The sequence below is a fragment of the Occallatibacter sp. FHG110214_02 genome, assembly GCF_059115385.1.
In genome coordinates this window covers 30,788-46,666 of sequence record NZ_JBZYWK010000014.1, presented here as the reverse complement: position 1 = coordinate 46,666, position 15,879 = coordinate 30,788, and the positions used below count along the sequence as shown (strand labels likewise).

Genomic DNA, 15,879 nt, shown 5'->3' with positions numbered 1-15,879 from the left:
ACTCACGCTCCAAAGCGCGTTATCGCGCTAATATCAGGGTGCGTTCCTTCCAGCAGCGCAGTCACAGCCGTATAAATTACGTCTGCGGAAGGTGGGCATCCCGGAATAAATACATCAACAGTTACAACTTCATGTATGGGTCGCGCATGAGGCAGAAGGCGCGGCACCACTTTGTCGGGTATGACGCCAGCATCAAGCGTTGCTGTTTCACGATATGCACGCTCGTACACGGAAATTACAGGGAACGGATTGCGCATTCCTGGAACGTTTGCCGTTACCGCGCAATCGCCGAGTGAGACAAGGCACTTTGTATGGGAGCGGACAAGCTGAATTTTATGCAGGTCTTCTTCGCTGCTCACTGCGCCCTCCACCAGCGTGATGTCCACATCCTGAGGAAAGTCTTTCCTGTCTACCAAAGGGCTGTATACAAGCTCGGCCTTACCTGCGAGGTCAATCAACCGCTCATCCATGTCGAGAAACGACATGTGACAGCCCGAGCATCCATCCAGCCATACCGTTGCCAGCTTTTTTCGGCTCATTCGTGCTCCTCGCGCATCAGGGTTAGATACGGCAGAAACTGCCGCCGCTTGTGCATTTCAGCCACTGACTTTCCTTTTTCAAACAAGGCTCCTGTTGGGCAGACTTGTACGCATTTTCCGCAGCCCGTGCAGGATTCCGAATTCGCCCACGGCTGATGGAGGTCGGTTACAACCAGCGATTGAATCCCGCGCCCCATTACATCCCATGTATGAGCGCCTTCAATTTCGTCGCATACGCGCACGCACCGTGTGCATAGAATGCAGCGATTGTGGTCAGCTACAAAGCGATCATGCGAGGCATCGACGGGTTCTTTTGGGAAGCGGTACGGGAAGTGAATGTGCGTTAGTCCTACTTTTTGTCCTAATGCTTGCAGTTCGCAGTTCCCGTTGGATACGCATACCGAGCAAACGTGATTACGCTCTGTGAAGAAGAGTTCCATAATCATGCGGCGGTAGTTCACCAGTCGCTCGGAGTCGGTTGTTACTTCCATGCCTTCTTCTGCTTTTGTCAGGCACGCGGGCAACAACTTGTTTGAGCCTTTTACCTCTACCAGGCACAACCGACATGCGCCTGGCGATGAAAGGCCTTCCAGTTCGCACATGGTTGGGATGAAGATGCCATTTTGCCGTGCGATATCCAGAACGGTTTCATCCGCACGGGCGCTTAAATCGCGGCCATCAATCTTCAGGGTTTTCACATCACCCGTCTGTGTCATGCGTCCACTCCTTCTGATTTCGGTCCGCACACTCCTGCGGGACATCGGTGCTCTTCAATATGCGCTTTGTACTCTGTAGCAAATGATTTCAGTGTGCTGAGAACTGGATTTGGAGCAGACTGCCCCAAACCGCATAGGCTTGTATGCCTCACCAAGTCACACAGTTCTTCCAGCATGGTCATGTCCTTCGGCGTCGCTGTCATTGTGGTGATGGCGCTCAGGATGCGATGCATCTGATATGTGCCAACCCGGCATGGAACGCACTTTCCGCAAGACTCTGTCATGCAGAAATCCATGAAATACTTCGCCACGTCTACCATGCACGAGCTTTCGTCCATCACAATCATTCCGCCGGAGCCCATAATGGAGCCAGCCTTGGCCAGAGACTCGTATTCGATGGGCATGTCGAGTGTGGATTCGGGCAGGCAGCCTCCGGATGGTCCGCCTGTTTGCACGGCCTTGAACTGGCGTCCTTCTGGAATTCCACCACCGATATCAAAAACCATTTTGCGCAGTGTGATTCCCATGGGCACTTCTACTAGGCCGGTGTTTTGTACTCGCCCTGCTAATGCAAAAACCTTTGTGCCCTTGCTCTTTTCGGTGCCAATGCCTGCATACCACGCGCCGCCATGACGAATGATTGGCGCTACATTGGCGTATGTTTCCACATTGTTGATAAGAGTAGGCGCGCCCATTAGCCCCGAGACGGCAGGGTAGGGAGGCCGCGACTTTGGCGTGCCGCGTTTGCCTTCAATGGAGGCAATCAGAGCCGTTTCTTCACCGCATACAAAGGCTCCTGCGCCAAGCCGCAAATCCAAGTGCAAGCTGAAGCGCGTACCGCAGATATTTGCGCCGAGCAAACCAAGCCGTTCCGCCTGGCGAATGGCAGTTTTAAGACGCTTGATGGCTAAGGGATATTCCGCTCGTACATAGAGGTAGCCTTCCTGTGCGCCAACTGCATATGCGGCTATCAACATGCCTTCAATGACGCGATGCGGGTCGCTCTCGAGCACACTGCGATCCATAAATGCGCCAGGGTCGCCTTCGTCGGCATTACAGATGACGAACTTTTCTGTGCCGACTGATTTTGCTACGGTGCTCCACTTCAGACCTGTTGGATAACCAGCTCCGCCACGTCCGCGCAAGCCGCTGGTTGTAATTTCCCCAACCACTTGTTGCGGAGTCATTTCCGTCAGGGCTTTGACCAGTGCGCTGTATCCATCGCGTGCAATATATTCCTCAATACGCTCGGGATCGATGATGCCTGAGTTTTCGAGGACGATTTTTTGCTGTGATTGGAAGAACGGTGTGTCGGTCGGGCACTTGATGCGCTCAGGAGGCTCTCCGTTTAATGAGTCAAGAAGCAGGAGCGCGTCTTCTGGTTGAACCAGTTTGTACATAATGCCGTTGCTGTTCGCTATCAGCGGGCCTTCTGCACAAAGCCCCATGCAGCCAACGCCTTTTATTTTGCAACCACTGTCTCCGCGTTTTTTTACCTCTGCGTTGAGTGCATCTTTCACCTTGTCGCTCTGACAGGAAAGACATCCTGCAGCAACGCACACACGCAGTTCCGTTGCGCCCTGCTGCGCCTTTTGCTCGCGTTCGGCAATCTGCTCCAGTTCATCAGGCGTCATGTTGGCTCCATGTATGTAACTTGTCGCGCAGTGATTCGACGCTAACTTTGCCTGCAACCTCCTGGTCATAAACAACAGCGGGCGCTAATCCGCATGAGCCGAGGCAGCGTGCGGTTAGCAGGGATACTTCGCCATCGCTTGTTGTTTCTCCGGGAAGTACATGCAGGCTGTTCTGCATTGTTTCAAGCAGTTGCTGGCTGCCTTTGATGTAGCAGGCTGTGCCGAGGCAGATGACGCATGTATGTTTACCGGCGGGCTTGAGCGTAAAGAAGTGGTAGAAGGTTGCTACACCATAAGCGCTGCTCAGCGGCACATGTAAAGACATGGAGACGTATCGCAGAGCCTCCTCGTCAATGTAACCGAAGGCTTCCTGAACTGTGTGAAGAGTCTCAATCAGGCTACGTGGGCTTTTACCGATGCGTCGCATGGTTGCATCCACCAGCTTCCAGCGCTTGTCCTGGCTTGGCGCGGTGGGATGCGTTGTATAAGTGGCCATTGCATTTCCTCCGGGAACTGACAATAACGGCCTGACTGCAAGCATGGAGCGAGTACAAAAAGATAGCAGTGACGAGAGTCACGAGTACGCGGTATGAAATGCGCCGTTTGTGGGCACGCCCGAACTGTGACATACATCACGGTCCTATGGCAACTATTAGCGCAAAGTTAATTTGCCAGGAGAAGTCCTATGAAAGCCCCGAATCAAGCGCAGTTTCACACAATTCTTGTTATTGAAGAGTTTGGTAGTCCCAATTCGCCGGCGCTGCAATATGCCCAGTCGATTGCGCGGGTGTATCGTTCCACCCTGGTGCTGATGCACTCCATTGATCCTGTCAGTTACGCGTTTTCACAGAATGCCCCGGAAGATCCGATTGCGCGAGAGGAACTTGCGTACTTCGAGCAGGAGATGAGCTCCCAGCATCTTCCGCTGCATACCGCATTGGAAACAGAAGTTGTATACCAGCGCATTCTGCAAGCTGTGCGTGATTATCAGGCGGATCTGATTATTCTAGGCACGCATGGTGCAAGATCGCTGGGCAGGCTTGCACTTGGCGCAGTCGCAGGCAAGCTGCTTGGCAATGCGCCGTGCCCGGTGCTTTGTGTTCCGCCTGCAGATGACACTGCCGTATGTGTTTGTGGAGAGGCTGAAGTGGGTGTGCCCGTTGCAACTGGACACGCGTAACGCAGGTTACTGTGCGGTCAGTGCGCGATATTCCGTCAGCATGCGCAGGCGCCAGCGGACAATCATGCCGAAGGCGAGGATGAAAAAGAGTCCGCCTGTTTGCTGGATTGTCATGACAGTATCGAGGTAGCCGCGGGCGAGGAATCGGATTGCCGCGAGGAAGATGACGACGCCGAAGAAGGCTGCGGAACGCTCCATCATGATGGCCTCGCCAGCGCGAACCAGCCGCGAAGTGGCAAGCAACGGCCATGCCAGCAAAATTGCGCCGGCTGCGAAGGCAATTACTGCCCATGCCCACGGCACACGGAATGCCGGAACTAGAAACATGCAGAAGCCTGTGGACATGCCCAGAGGGGGCATCACAATTTTGCGAATGGTTACGGCTGTGCGGCCTTCGCGGATTCTCCAGGCCATTACGCCGGCCAGTCCGACAAGGGAAACGAGAGCGGTGACCCAGACTGAATGTAAATCAAACCTCACATTTCTAATCTAAGCTAAGCCCCGGCAGCTCTGCGAGTGGGCAGTTGCATTTCCATCCCACGGGCTGTAATTATCTCTGCCGGGTGTTTCGTAACTTATTTTCTGGAGCCAACTTATGCGTTTCTCTGGGGCTTTTCTGCCGGGAATTCTTTTGCTCGTTTCCGTTTTGCATGCGCAGGCGCCAGCGTGGCAGCCTGCTGCGGGACACACACAGATTCCTATCTGGTCCAAGGGGGTTCCCGGTGGCTCTCCGGCAAATCCACCTGCCGAGGCGGATATGACCACAGCGAAAGACGGTCTTATTGCAGGAAGGCCCTTGATTCGTCTTGGCAATGTGACCGCGCCGACAATTACGTTGTACAAGCTGAAGGCTTCCAGCGGCGTGGCTCCCGCCGTGGTTGTTTTTCCGGGAGGCGGTTACCAGATTCTTGCCATCGACCTGGAAGGTACGGAGGTTTGCGACTGGCTAAATTCTGCTGGCATTGCTTGCGTGTTGCTTAAGTATCGCGTTCCCAATACCGGCCCTTATCCGAAGTCTCCTGCTGCATTGCAGGATGCGCAACGGGCCGTTAGGCTAGTTCGGCAGCATGCGGCGGAGTGGGGGATTGACCCCAAGCGTATTGGCGTTCTGGGCTTTTCTGCGGGAGCACATCTTGCGGCAGCGCTCAGCACGCACTTTGATAAGCGGATTTATGACTCCATTGATGCAGCGGACCAGCTTTCGTGCCGGCCGGATTTTGCGGTGATTGTTTATCCGGGCTACCTGGCGATTGCGGAGCTGGGTATGAAAACGAATCCTGAAATCAACCCAACTGGGCAGGCTCCGCCGACGTTTATCGTGCAGGCGGAGGATGACCCGGTTCATGTTGAGAACGCGACGAACTATTTTCTGCAGTTAAAGCAGGCGAAGGTCCCTGCGGAGTTGCATATCTATTCCGAGGGTGGGCATGGTTACGGATTGCGGCGTACAGCGCTGCCTGTTACCGCATGGCCGCAGCTGGTGGAGACATGGCTGCATACGATTGGGATTACACGGCCATAAATGGCATCTACAATCAAGCTCATGCGCTTTGCTGTGATTACCATTTCCGACCGCTGCTCACAGGGGCTGATGCAGGACACTGCCGGTCCAGCTACGGCTGCGTTGCTGCGGCAGCAATGGCCTGATGCAGCGATTGATGCGGCTCTATTGCCGGACGACGAAGATTCCATCGCTGCTTTGCTTGAGCAGCTTGCTTCCGATGGCGTGGCCCTGGTTCTGACTGTTGGCGGTACGGGGTTTGGTCCGCGTGACCGGACTCCGGAGGCGACGCGTCGCGTACTGGATCGCGAAGCGCCGGGATTGGCCGAGGCGATGCGCGCGCAGGGCGCAACGAAGAACAAGTTTGCGTGGCTTTCGCGTGCTGTGGCGGGCTTGAAGGGAAGCACGCTGATTCTGAATCTGCCGGGGAGCGAACGTGGCGCAACGGAAAGCCTTGCTACGATTTTGCCGTTGTTGAAACATGCAATTGAAGTTGCCAGCGGAGGGCAATTGCATCCGTAAGGACCGCCCTCTACCAGCAGTTTGATTGAATCGGCAGCCGGGTTGCGTTAGAAAGTCCCGCGTAGCCAGAAGCGCGTCTGAAACGGTTCGACGGGGTGGAAGACGTCTGTGAATGCGGGCGTGGCTGTTGGTGTTATCTGTGACTCGTAGGCGTAGTCAATGTCGTGGTCGCTGCGGTCAAGCAGGTTCAGAAATTCGGCCGACAGACTCCATGTTTTGTTGATCCGATAGCCGAGTTCTCCGTTGAACATTGCCGTTGAGTTGGAGCGGTAGATTCGGTCGGAAGTTAAGTCGCGCGGGCCGAAGTAACGCAGGCGCAGGCAGCCGGAAAAGTTGTTGAGGTCGTGCATGGTGAGGCCCGTCGCAATGACCAGTCCGACTGCTTCTGGAACACGTCTTCCACCGGGGCTGTTAGGTGCCGCATCGTCGCCGTCTACATCGCCAAATAAAGCTTTTGAGTTGGCTATGTCGAAATCGATTGTCCAATGCTCCGCAGGAGTGTAGTAGTCGGCCAGTTCAAAGCCGTAGCGGTTACTGGGTTGCGTGGAGGCTGTTGTGCCGCCGGTGTCGCCGTCCTGCTGCAGCTCCGATTTGCTGTGCAGATACCAGAAGGAAAGCGTGCTGTTGAGATGCGGTACGGCGGCGGTGCGCACGCCGACTTCCGCTCCCTTGGTTGGGATGAGTGGAGGAATTTTGTTGCCTGGTGTGTTGGGATAAGGGGTATCCGACGAAACCGGCTCAATCGTTAGCGTGGTGCCGCGTGCGTCGTTGGAGTGAAAACTGGAGCCGCCTTCGAGGTAGAACTCGGTCTTCGCCCACGGGCCAAGGATGAAGCTTATCTTGGGGCTGGGGATGGCCTTGGTGACTGTGCCGGAGTTGGCGGAAGTGACAAGACTGGTGATGTCGAGGTGCGTGATGTCGCCGCGCAGAGCTACTACCGAGCGGAACTTTTCTGCCCACTGGATTCGGTTTTCTCCGTAGATGCCAATCATCAAGTCCGTGAAGTTATCTCTCTGCGTGGTTGCGGGCAGGGTGTTGCCGGTGGCCGAATCTGTCTTGTTTGTGCGCACACGCTTCGACGACTGGTAGAGGCCGTTGCCAATCCAGTCATTGCGCAACTGGAAGCCAAAGGTGTTTTGCACCTTGTGGCCGCCCCACTCGCTATACATTGTGTGATGCGCATCGACTCCGGCCACCCAGCGGCGGTCATTCTGATTGAACTGGTCGCCGCGAATCGGGTCCACCATGTAGTAGGTGAAGTTGGAATAGAGATTGAGATCGTAATAGAACAGGTAGGGCGTGACTTTTGTAAGAGAGCCCGCGTTCTGGTGATGCCACTCGCCTTGCAGGCTGTATCGTTCTGACCTGCCGCCATCTGTGGGGTCAATTGCGCCGAAGAGGCCAACGAGAGGAACAGCATTCGCCGCAATCTGGTCGCTTGAGTTCCATTTGCCGTGATAGCCGAGAGCAGTGATGCTTAGGCCGCGGGCATCCGAGCCCCGGCTGTAGGTTAGCAGGCCGTTGTATTTGAAGTAGTCGTCTGGATGCTTCCATGGGCCGTCGCCGTGATAGACCTCGCCGCCAAAGAGCAGGTTGCCTGCGCCCAGCTTTTGCGATGCGCCGAAAACAGTTCGTCCATAGCCGTACATGCCGCCTTCAACCTGGAAGAAGTCGCGGGGGAGCGTTTTGAAAAACTCCAGATGGGCGGAGCCTGCCGAGCCGTAGTTGCCTACATCAGCGTAGTACGGGCCTTTCTCGTAGTTGACCCGCTGCACGAACTCGGGGATGACGGCGTTCATGTCGGAGTAGCCTTCCCCGTGCGCATGCGAAGGCAGATTGAGCGGCATGTCATCGAGGAAGACGGCGAAGTCTGTACCGTGGTCGAGGTTGAAGCCGCGGAGGAAATACTGATTGGCCTTTCCGCCGCCTGCGTGCTGCGTGATGATGACGCCCGGAATGGTCTCCATGATTTCTCCTGCCCGGAGAATCGGACGGTCCGCGATCTCCTTTGCTCCGATTGTTCCCTGCGTGGCGGAGTTTGCAATTTCGAGCAGGTCGTCTTCGCGGCCCTGCACGCTGACGGTGGTGGTTACGGAACTTACAGCGAGAGAGATGCGCAGAGGGGCGGGTGATTCAGCGGTTCCAATGGCGACGGATATTTCCCTGGTTTCAAAGCCGGAACCCGATACCACTAGCTGATAACTGCCGGCTGGAAGCCCGGAAAGAAAGAAGGCGCCGTCCCTGTCCGATTCTGTTGCTCGCTGCACAGTGCTGTTTGTGCTTCGGAGCTGTATGGTGGCTTCGGTAACGACCGCGCCTGACCTGTCCACGACAGTTCCCGATAGCTGGTGTGAGGAGCCTTGCGCGATTGCTGAGATGGCCGTGCTAAGGAGAGCCGTGAGTATTACGAAATTAAAAATCGTAATACGAGTGGGCGTGAGTTTTGCCATTTTTCTCCCCGGCTCTTCAGTGCAAATGCGTGCGATCGTGCTCGTGGCTATGGTCGTGTTTGCGCTCGAAGGTATTTGCAGCGACGGACATTACAAGGCGTCCGTGCTGGACGCCTTTCATGCCGATGAGGCGGTCAGCGAATCGCTCTACGCACGACGATTTGCCGCGAACAATCACGACTTCAAGGCACGAATCATGGTCGAGATGAGCGTGGCTGGTTGAGACAACCAGGTCATGATGATCGTGCTGCAGGTCCATCAGCTTGCTGGGCAGGTCCGGCACAGTGTGGTCATAAATCAACGTGACGGTTCCGATTACGGTTGCATCGGGCAGGGCGATTTGTTCGGAAACGAGGCGGTCGCGGATGAGGTCGCGGAAGGCCTCGGAGCGGTTGGTGTAGCCGCGTTGCTCAATTGAGTGGTCAAAACGCTGCAGCAGGTCGGAATCGAGTGCGATGCCAATTCGGATTAAAACTCCCATCTGCGGGCTCCATGGCGGTTGCGATTTCACGACACTGAATGGCGTAGCACGACTTCGCAAAAGATGCTACGACATGCCAATAAAAAGCGCCAATAGCAAATGGATGCCATCGACGCTTTGTGTGGCTGCGAACACGTTGCCGTGTTCATTCTGGGGCTAATTCAAAAACATGGTGCGGTAGAGAGTGTCGCGCTGGACGGGTTTGAAGCCGGCGTCGCGGATGATTCTGCGTAATTCTTCTTCGGTGGTGCAGTTGCTGGTGCCGGCGGCTTTGACTACATTCTCTTCGAGCATGACCGAGCCTACGTCGTTGCCGCCGAAGTGGAGACCTAGTTCCAGAACTTTGAGGCCCTGCGTAACCCAGCTTGCCTGCACATTGTCGATGTTGTCGAGGTAGAGGCGCGAGATGGCCAGCGTCTTCAGGTACTCGACGGAGGTGGCTTCGTCCCAGCCGCGGCCGCCCAGCGCGGTGTGGTGCGGCTGGAAGCTCCAGGGGATGAAGGCGGTGAAGCCGCCGGTTTCTTCCTGAAGCTGGCGCACGACTTCGAAATGGTTGATGCGCTGGTCGAGGGTTTCGCCTACGCCGAACATCATGGTGGCCGTGGTGCGCATGCCGAGCTGGTGCGCGGTGCGGTGCACGCTGAGCCAGTCCTCGGTGCGGCATTTCAAGCGGGCAATGCGCTTGCGGACGTCGTCGTCGAGGATTTCTGCGCCGCCGCCGGGGATGCTGTCGAGGCCGGCGTCGCGGAGTCTTGCAATCGTTTCGCGGAGGCTGATTTCGCTGTACTCGGCGATGGCGAGGATTTCGCTGGCCGAGAGGCAGTGGAGCCAGATTTCAGGGAAGCGCTGCTTGATGCCGGTGAAGAGGCGCTCGAACCAGTCAATCTTGAGGTCGGGGTGGATGCCGCCTTGCATCAGCACACCGGTGCCGCCCATCTCCACGGTTTCAGCGATCTTCTCGTAGATCTTTTCAAACTCGAGGATGTAGCCTTCGGCGGCCTTGGGCCCCTTGAGCGGGCGGTAGAAGGCGCAGAAGGTGCAGTACTCGGTGCAGAAGTTGGTGTAGTTGATGTTGCGGTCAATAATGTAGGTGACGACTTCCTCGGGGTGCATGCGGCGGCGGACGGCGTCAGCCTCCATGCCGAGGCCGATGAGGTCGGCGGAGTGGAAGTAGTCGAGAGCTTGTTGGCGGGTCAGCGACATAAGCAGATTTTAGCAACCATTGGCATTGCATGCAGCCACTGCGGCCTTTGGGCCGCGGTCGATTTTTGTGCGGCTCCCGATGGTCGCCGGATAGCTCCTGCTAGGAATTGGATTTTGCGACGGGCTTGATTGGCTTCTTTTGCGGCGTGGATACGCCCATGCTCATGAGGATGAATTTCAGCGCGTTGCGGAGTTTTTCCAGCATGTGCGGCTCCTTGTGGCTCTATCGTAGCGCAGAGAGAGTGCGGAGAAGAGCGAGCTGCAGAATTACAGGTTTATAGGTTCTGCAGGGAGGGGGCTTCTCTTGAGGGGAGGAGATTGCTGAGGAGAATCCCGGCCTACCTTTTGTGCTGATATGCCTCAGTGTAGTGGAGTCTTCTGTAAATTTATGAAAATTAAAGGATTATCGCAAATATAGTATTTACTTGTTAGTTAATAGGATTCTAAAAAGTGGTTACTTTGCAGAAAAAATAGCGCGAAAAAAACTTTTTGTGGTCTGGAAAGACAGAAAGCCCGGTTCGTTAGAACCGGGCTTTCTTGCTGGTGATTTTGAGTATGGCATAAATGGGGTTAATTGAGCGCAAGAGTTATCCACAGATTTGGGATTTATTTTGCATGCTTGCGGATGAGGGAAAACGCGAGGGCTGAAGCCCGGCATAACTTATGTTTTTTCGGTACGACTGAAGCCGTGCCCTGATACAAAACTTTGTTTGAGCGGATTCGTTAGACAAGCCTAAAGCCCGGTGCTTTCTTTGACTTTGATTGCCGGGGATAAATTTCCGGCCTACCAGCCGTGCCTGATACGAGGCTTCAGTCTGGCGGGAGTACTATCCCACGTCGAAAGCACGGAAGGGAATGAGGCACCTGAAAGATTTAATACATCACTACTAGCCTTTGCCGACCGGAAATGCAGTATGATGCTCTCACTTTCGCCTCGTTTCGTCTGGGACGAGAGCGGGAAATCTGTTCTCGCGCTGCACAATCCTGAAGATCAAAGCGGAGGTCCCCTATGTCTCATTCTGAACATCCCTTGTGGAAGCTACTGGGCACCATGTACAAATCGCATCCATGGCACGGCATTTCGCCCGGCGATAAGTTGCCCGAGGAACTCACTGTCTTTATCGAAGTGGTGCCTACCGACACGATGAAGTATGAGGTCGATAAGACCTCCGGCTATCTCCGGATTGACAGGCCGCAGAAGTACTCCAATGTCTGTCCATCGCTCTATGGCTTTGTTCCGCAAACCTACTGCGGAGAAAGCGTCGCAGCCTTCAGTTCGGAGAAAACCGGACGTGAGCTTATGGGCGATGGCGATCCGCTCGATATCTGTATATTGTCCGATCGTGTTGTTCCACATGGCAACGTTCTCGCGGAATGTGTCCCCATCGGCGGCCTGCGTATGCTTGACCAGGGCGAGGCCGATGACAAGATCATTGCAGTGCTCAAGAATGATCTTGCCTTCAGCTCATGGAGCGCTATTCACGAGGTTCCCGGTTCCATGCTGAGACGGCTGGAGCACTATTTCCTGACCTATAAGATGGCTCCCGGCGAACACCATTCCTCGGTTGAAATCGCAAGCGTTTACGATCGTGAAGATGCTTATGAGGTCATACGGCGCAGCAGAGCCGACTACGAGAAGCGCTATGGAGGCATTGACGATACGCTGACCAAAGCATTTCAGAAGATGCGGGAAGAGGTTTGATTTTGCGCCGAAGCTGGTGAAGATTGCCTGTGATGGGAAAGGCCCGACTCCATATGGAATCGGGCCTTTCTTGTTATTTGTTGTGAGTGTGAAATAAAGCGGGATAATTTACCGCAGGATTTTTCAGGGGGTTGAATTTTTTTGGATGACACGCCCTAGTTGGGTTGGTTTTTGACTTCCAGCTTCATGCCCACAGGGGCGGTGAGGCCGGCGGCTTGCGTGCCGGCCTCCGTGGGGGAGGGAGAAACCGATTCACCCTTCAGCAGGGCGAGGGCTTCCGGGGGGAGGGGCTTGTTGGCGTTCGCCAGAAGGGTACTGACCTGCCACATCTGCAAGGGCGTGAGGACGCCTTTGAAGGCGGGCATGCCGGTGAGGCGGATTCCGTTTTCTACCTTCCAGTAGATTGCGCCTAACTCTTCATTGCTGATGCCGATGGTGTTGAGCTTGCTGTTGCGCTCCCAGAGCATGGGAGCCCTGGGGGCCATGTGCATGCCGAAGCGCGATGCCTTGCCGTGGAAGCCGTGGCAGACGGCGCACTCCTGCGCGTAGATGTGGGCGCCGGCGGTGAATGCGTCTTCGTCGGCTTTGACGGGAGGGTTTTTGACTTGCTCGAACTCGATGCGGGTTTTGAGGGGGAGGGCTGTGGCGAAGTCTTCCAGGGGCAGCGGCTCGTCAGCCACGGCTACGGGTACCCTGCCGAACTTGAGGAAGCCAAGCGCGGCGACGGGTACGAGTGCGATGCCGAGGATGATACCGAGAAGGACGCGGCCCATGATTGTTTGCTCCGTTGGTCCTGATGGTAGTGCAGGGTTCGGTTTGTTTATCGGTGAATGGAGGAAAAGAATTAGGGCGTGGTTCGGTTTTGGGTGCGATTCCCGCTTTAGAACGTCCAATGAAGAGCCCATATGCGTGGTCTCAGGTGATTTAATAGTTGAGGAAGAGATTCCCAAACAACAGGATTCACCGTGAGCGGTGAGTTTTTGCAATTTCGTCGAGGAAGCCCGAAACCGATGTTTTCTTTTCGCCGTGTAGTTCTGGTGCTTACCGCCGCTATGGCAGCGGGGCACTTTGCTCTTGCGCAGGATTCCAGCTCGAGTTCCAGCAGTTACCTTGTGGCAGAGAACCAGCAGGAGCAGCAGCCTGCTGCCCAGCCCACGAACCAGGGAGCGCTTTCTGTACAGGCGCGTATTCGCGCGCGCCGCGAGCAGCGCAGGGCGCAGGCAATTCATGATGTTTACTCGCACCTGTATGAGCTGAATACCAGCATGGGGTATCTGCGCTGGACGCCGGGCAAGACGGTGCAGCGTGTGACGTTGTATGCGTGGGATGTGGGCGTGACGCGCTACTACAACCAGAAGCTGGGCGTGACGATTGACGGGCGCGGCTATTATGGCTCGCCGTTTGTTGGTCCGAATGCGATTACGAACTCGTCGGTGACGAATCCGGCAATCAGCGTGTACAACGTGATGGGCGGACCGACGTACCGCTTTAAGCTGGAGCCGCGCTGGGATGTTGCCGGACGCGTGATGGCTGGTTTTTCGCATGGAAACTTTTCGGGCGACACGAACGGCTTTAAGCCGGAGTCGCTGGGACTGTGGAAGGATTCCAATACGTTTATCATTACGGCGGGCGCGCCGGTGGATTACCATGTGACGCCGAAGCTGAGCCTGCGGCTTGTGCCGGAGTATGTGGCCACGGGCTATGGCTCGACGGTGCAGAACAGCTTTGGGTTTACCGGCGGGTTTGCGTTCCGGTTTGGAAAACAGTAAAAGGCAGGGACTAGGGACGTAGAGACTAGGGCTTGTTGCTCGCTGATGACACGCGAGAGAAAAATAAAGAGGGCGCAACTCGTAGATTGGAGTTGCGCCCTTGTTTTTTCTAGTCCCTATGTCCCTGTCTTATTGCAGGATGGGGATTCCGGCGATGCGCTGTTGCCACTCAGCGGGGCCGGTCTGGTGGACGCTGGTGCCTTTGGAATCGACGGCTACGGTTACTGGCATGTCCTGGACTTCAAACTCGTAGATGCCTTCCATGCCGAGGTCGTCGAAGGCCAGGCGCTTGGAGGACTTGATGGCTTTTGAGACTAAGTAGGCTGCGCCGCCTACGGCCATCAGGTAGACTGCGCCGAACTCCTTGATGGCTTCGATGGCGGTGGGGCCGCGCTCGGATTTGCCGACCATGCCGAGGAGGCCGGTTTCGGCGAGCATCTGGCGGGTGAATTTATCCATGCGCGTGGCGGTGGTGGGGCCGGCGGGTCCGATGACTTCGTCGCGGACGGCATCGACGGGGCCAACGTAATAGATGAAGCGATTCTTGAAGTCTACGGGGAGCTTTTCGCCGCGGTTGAGCATGTCGGTCATGCGCTTGTGGGCGGCGTCGCGGCCGGTGAGGAGCTTGCCGTTGAGGAGAATGACTTCGCCGGGTTTCCATGTGGCCGCTTCTTCGCGGGTGACGGTGTCGAGGTTGACGCGTTTGGCTTTGCTGACGTCGTAGGTGAGCTTGGGCCAGTCTTCGAGCGACGGTGGGTCGAGGTAGACGGGGCCTTCGCCTTTGAGGACGACGTGGGCGTGGCGGGTGGCGGCGCAGTTGGGAATCATGGCGACGGGCAGGTTGGCGGCGTGGGCCGGGGTGTCGAGGATTTTTACGTCGAGGACGGTGGTGAGGCCGCCGAGGCCTTGTGCGCCGATGCCGAGGCGGTTGACTTTGTCGTAGAGCTCGACGCGGAGTTTTTCAGCGGTGGTGACGGGGCCGCGGGCGATGAGGTCCTGGATGTCGATGGGGTCCATAAGGGACTGCTTGGCGAGGAGCATGGCTTTTTCTGCCGTGCCGCCGATGCCGATGCCGAGCATTCCGGGCGGGCACCAGCCGGCGCCCATGGTGGGGACGGTTTTGAGAACCCATTCGACGATGGAGTCGGAGGGGTTGAGCATGGCGAATTTGGATTTGGCTTCGGAGCCTCCACCCTTGGCGGCTACGGTGATTTCTACGGTGTTGCCGGGGACCAGTTCGACGTTGACTACGCTGGGTGTGTTGTCCTTGGTGTTTTTGCGGGCTCCGGCTGGGTCGGCCAGGAGCGAGGCGCGGAGAGTGTTGTCGGGGTCGAGGTAGGCTTTGCGGACACCTTCGTCCACCATGTCCTGCAGGCTCTTGTCGGAGGGTTCGAAGCGGACGTCCATGCCGAGCTTGATGAAGGCGTTGACGATGCCGGTGTCCTGGCAGATGGGGCGGTGGCCTTCAAAGCACATGCGGCTGTTGATAAGGATTTGCGCCATGGCGTCCTTGGCGGCGGGAGATTGCTCACGCTCGTAGGCTTTGGCGAGGCTGGTGATGTAATCGACCGGGTGGTAGTAGCTGATGTATTGCAATGCGCCGGCTACGGTCGCGATGAAATCTTCCTGCTTGATGACGGTCATTCCGCTGGCTCCTGAGGATTGGACGCTATTAGCCTAATGGACGACGCAGGTTGGATGGCAATGTTGGGCGTCACAGTGCGGAACGGGGTGGTATAGAAAGGACGAGGGGCGGAAATGAAATTGAGTGGAGTTGCAGGGCTAGTTTTTGTCGTGGCCACAATCATGATGGGAACGGAGTCTGTTCGTGCGCAGCACATGAATGCGAAAGACAATCCATGTGACACTTCTACAACTACGCCGAATTTGTACAACTGCTTTTCCGGTGCGCTTGAAAAATCAGATGCAGAGCTTAACCTGCTTTATCGGCGGGTTCAGACTGTTGTTGAAGGCGACGATCTTGCAAAGCTGAAGGCTGCACAGCGGCTATGGGTGCAGTTCCGCGATGCGAATTGTAATGCTGAGTATGAGTTGTACGACGGAGGCACCGCTGCGCCTGTTGTGAAACTCGCGTGTCTGGAAGCCGTCACGTGCCATCGGACGGAAGAACTGAAAGTTATGTATGGCTGGCGATTGGAGAAGTGGGGGAAGTGATTTGAGG

At 56.1% G+C, this 15,879-nt stretch carries 16 protein-coding genes; 6 read left to right on the top strand and 10 right to left on the bottom strand.

The window, feature by feature from the left end:
• Positions 1 to 2: 2 nt before the first annotated feature.
• Genes AC5S3R_RS13465 through hoxE form a run of 4 tightly spaced genes read right to left on the bottom strand, consistent with a single transcriptional unit; the run spans position 3 to position 3,385 of the window.
• On the bottom strand, positions 3 to 539 hold the full coding sequence (locus AC5S3R_RS13465; protein WP_494267572.1) for an NADH-quinone oxidoreductase subunit B family protein: 537 nt from the start codon (positions 537 to 539) through the stop codon (positions 3 to 5).
• Entirely contained in the window at positions 536 to 1,255 is a 720-nt protein-coding gene (gene hoxU, locus AC5S3R_RS13460) for a bidirectional hydrogenase complex protein HoxU (protein WP_494267571.1), read from the bottom strand. Before hoxU ends, AC5S3R_RS13465 begins: the two co-directional genes overlap by 4 nt.
• Positions 1,252 to 2,889, bottom strand: a complete 1,638-nt coding sequence (locus AC5S3R_RS13455; protein ID WP_494267570.1) for an NADH-ubiquinone oxidoreductase-F iron-sulfur binding region domain-containing protein — start codon at positions 2,887 to 2,889, stop codon at positions 1,252 to 1,254. Before AC5S3R_RS13455 ends, hoxU begins: the two co-directional genes overlap by 4 nt.
• Complete coding sequence (hoxE, locus tag AC5S3R_RS13450; RefSeq protein ID WP_494267569.1) at positions 2,879 to 3,385, bottom strand: bidirectional hydrogenase complex protein HoxE; 507 nt, start codon at positions 3,383 to 3,385, stop codon at positions 2,879 to 2,881. The genes AC5S3R_RS13455 and hoxE overlap by 11 nt, the downstream gene beginning before the upstream one ends.
• A 189-nt stretch (positions 3,386 to 3,574) precedes the next feature.
• Here hoxE and AC5S3R_RS13445 point away from each other — a divergent pair, with 189 nt between their 5' ends.
• Positions 3,575 to 4,069 (top strand): universal stress protein, encoded by a 495-nt coding sequence (locus tag AC5S3R_RS13445; protein WP_494267568.1) that lies wholly within the window; start codon positions 3,575 to 3,577, stop codon positions 4,067 to 4,069.
• Positions 4,070 to 4,075: 6 nt separating this feature from the next.
• On the opposite strand, the gene AC5S3R_RS13440 is transcribed toward AC5S3R_RS13445, so the two are convergent.
• On the bottom strand, positions 4,076 to 4,549 hold the full coding sequence (locus AC5S3R_RS13440) for a CcdC family protein (protein ID WP_494267567.1): 474 nt from the start codon (positions 4,547 to 4,549) through the stop codon (positions 4,076 to 4,078).
• Between the two features lie 115 nt (positions 4,550 to 4,664).
• Between AC5S3R_RS13440 and AC5S3R_RS13435 the strand changes: the two genes are divergently transcribed.
• Together AC5S3R_RS13435 and AC5S3R_RS13430 are read left to right on the top strand one after the other, a co-directional pair.
• Positions 4,665 to 5,591, top strand: a complete 927-nt coding sequence (locus tag AC5S3R_RS13435) for an alpha/beta hydrolase (protein ID WP_494267565.1) — start codon at positions 4,665 to 4,667, stop codon at positions 5,589 to 5,591.
• Positions 5,592 to 6,092: a MogA/MoaB family molybdenum cofactor biosynthesis protein gene (locus tag AC5S3R_RS13430; RefSeq protein WP_494267564.1), complete on the top strand. Its 501-nt coding sequence runs from the start codon at positions 5,592 to 5,594 to the stop codon at positions 6,090 to 6,092.
• Positions 6,093 to 6,139: 47 nt separating this feature from the next.
• On the opposite strand, the gene AC5S3R_RS13425 is transcribed toward AC5S3R_RS13430, so the two are convergent.
• The 3 genes from AC5S3R_RS13425 to mqnC form a co-directional block, all read right to left on the bottom strand.
• Entirely contained in the window at positions 6,140 to 8,542 is a 2,403-nt protein-coding gene (locus tag AC5S3R_RS13425; protein ID WP_494267562.1) for a TonB-dependent receptor, read from the bottom strand.
• 16 nt (positions 8,543 to 8,558) lie between these two features.
• Positions 8,559 to 9,023 carry a nickel-responsive transcriptional regulator NikR gene (gene nikR, locus AC5S3R_RS13420; protein ID WP_494267561.1) on the bottom strand — a complete coding sequence of 155 codons (465 nt, stop codon included), beginning with the start codon at positions 9,021 to 9,023 and terminating at the stop codon, positions 8,559 to 8,561.
• Positions 9,024 to 9,179: 156 nt separating this feature from the next.
• Entirely contained in the window at positions 9,180 to 10,226 is a 1,047-nt protein-coding gene (mqnC, locus tag AC5S3R_RS13415; RefSeq protein ID WP_494267560.1) for a cyclic dehypoxanthinyl futalosine synthase, read from the bottom strand.
• 1,009 nt (positions 10,227 to 11,235) lie between these two features.
• Between mqnC and AC5S3R_RS13410 the strand changes: the two genes are divergently transcribed.
• On the top strand, positions 11,236 to 11,928 hold the full coding sequence (locus tag AC5S3R_RS13410) for an inorganic pyrophosphatase (RefSeq protein ID WP_494267559.1): 693 nt from the start codon (positions 11,236 to 11,238) through the stop codon (positions 11,926 to 11,928).
• A 155-nt stretch (positions 11,929 to 12,083) separates the two neighbouring features.
• Here the strand turns inward: AC5S3R_RS13410 and AC5S3R_RS13405 are convergent, their stop codons facing one another.
• Entirely contained in the window at positions 12,084 to 12,701 is a 618-nt protein-coding gene (locus AC5S3R_RS13405) for a c-type cytochrome (protein ID WP_494267557.1), read from the bottom strand.
• 237 nt (positions 12,702 to 12,938) lie between these two features.
• Here AC5S3R_RS13405 and AC5S3R_RS13400 point away from each other — a divergent pair, with 237 nt between their 5' ends.
• Positions 12,939 to 13,697 (top strand): hypothetical protein, encoded by a 759-nt coding sequence (locus AC5S3R_RS13400; protein ID WP_494267556.1) that lies wholly within the window; start codon positions 12,939 to 12,941, stop codon positions 13,695 to 13,697.
• A 129-nt stretch (positions 13,698 to 13,826) separates the two neighbouring features.
• Here AC5S3R_RS13400 and AC5S3R_RS13395 read toward each other — a convergent pair whose 3' ends face one another.
• Positions 13,827 to 15,341: a fumarate hydratase gene (locus AC5S3R_RS13395; RefSeq protein ID WP_494267555.1), complete on the bottom strand. Its 1,515-nt coding sequence runs from the start codon at positions 15,339 to 15,341 to the stop codon at positions 13,827 to 13,829.
• 120 nt (positions 15,342 to 15,461) lie between these two features.
• Between AC5S3R_RS13395 and AC5S3R_RS13390 the strand changes: the two genes are divergently transcribed.
• Positions 15,462 to 15,872, top strand: coding sequence for a lysozyme inhibitor LprI family protein (locus AC5S3R_RS13390; protein WP_494267554.1), 411 nt, complete (start codon positions 15,462 to 15,464; stop codon positions 15,870 to 15,872).
• Positions 15,873 to 15,879 lie beyond the last annotated feature (7 nt).

Bases quoted from the DNA above. Each gene is read 5' to 3' on its own strand.
- AC5S3R_RS13435 (WP_494267565.1), top strand. From the start codon at position 4,665: ATGCGTTTCTCTGGGGCTTTTCTGCCGGGAATTCTTTTGCTCGTTTCC.
- AC5S3R_RS13425 (WP_494267562.1), bottom strand. From the start codon at position 8,542: ATGGCAAAACTCACGCCCACTCGTATTACGATTTTTAATTTCGTAATA.
- hoxU (WP_494267571.1), bottom strand. From the start codon at position 1,255: ATGACACAGACGGGTGATGTGAAAACCCTGAAGATTGATGGCCGCGAT.
- AC5S3R_RS13445 (WP_494267568.1), top strand. From the start codon at position 3,575: ATGAAAGCCCCGAATCAAGCGCAGTTTCACACAATTCTTGTTATTGAA.
- AC5S3R_RS13430 (WP_494267564.1), top strand. From the start codon at position 5,592: ATGGCATCTACAATCAAGCTCATGCGCTTTGCTGTGATTACCATTTCC.
- hoxE (WP_494267569.1), bottom strand. From the start codon at position 3,385: ATGGCCACTTATACAACGCATCCCACCGCGCCAAGCCAGGACAAGCGC.
- nikR (WP_494267561.1), bottom strand. From the start codon at position 9,023: ATGGGAGTTTTAATCCGAATTGGCATCGCACTCGATTCCGACCTGCTG.
- AC5S3R_RS13455 (WP_494267570.1), bottom strand. From the start codon at position 2,889: ATGACGCCTGATGAACTGGAGCAGATTGCCGAACGCGAGCAAAAGGCG.
- AC5S3R_RS13395 (WP_494267555.1), bottom strand. From the start codon at position 15,341: ATGACCGTCATCAAGCAGGAAGATTTCATCGCGACCGTAGCCGGCGCA.
- mqnC (WP_494267560.1), bottom strand. From the start codon at position 10,226: ATGTCGCTGACCCGCCAACAAGCTCTCGACTACTTCCACTCCGCCGAC.
- AC5S3R_RS13405 (WP_494267557.1), bottom strand. From the start codon at position 12,701: ATGGGCCGCGTCCTTCTCGGTATCATCCTCGGCATCGCACTCGTACCC.
- AC5S3R_RS13410 (WP_494267559.1), top strand. From the start codon at position 11,236: ATGTCTCATTCTGAACATCCCTTGTGGAAGCTACTGGGCACCATGTAC.
- AC5S3R_RS13400 (WP_494267556.1), top strand. From the start codon at position 12,939: ATGTTTTCTTTTCGCCGTGTAGTTCTGGTGCTTACCGCCGCTATGGCA.
- AC5S3R_RS13465 (WP_494267572.1), bottom strand. From the start codon at position 539: ATGAGCCGAAAAAAGCTGGCAACGGTATGGCTGGATGGATGCTCGGGC.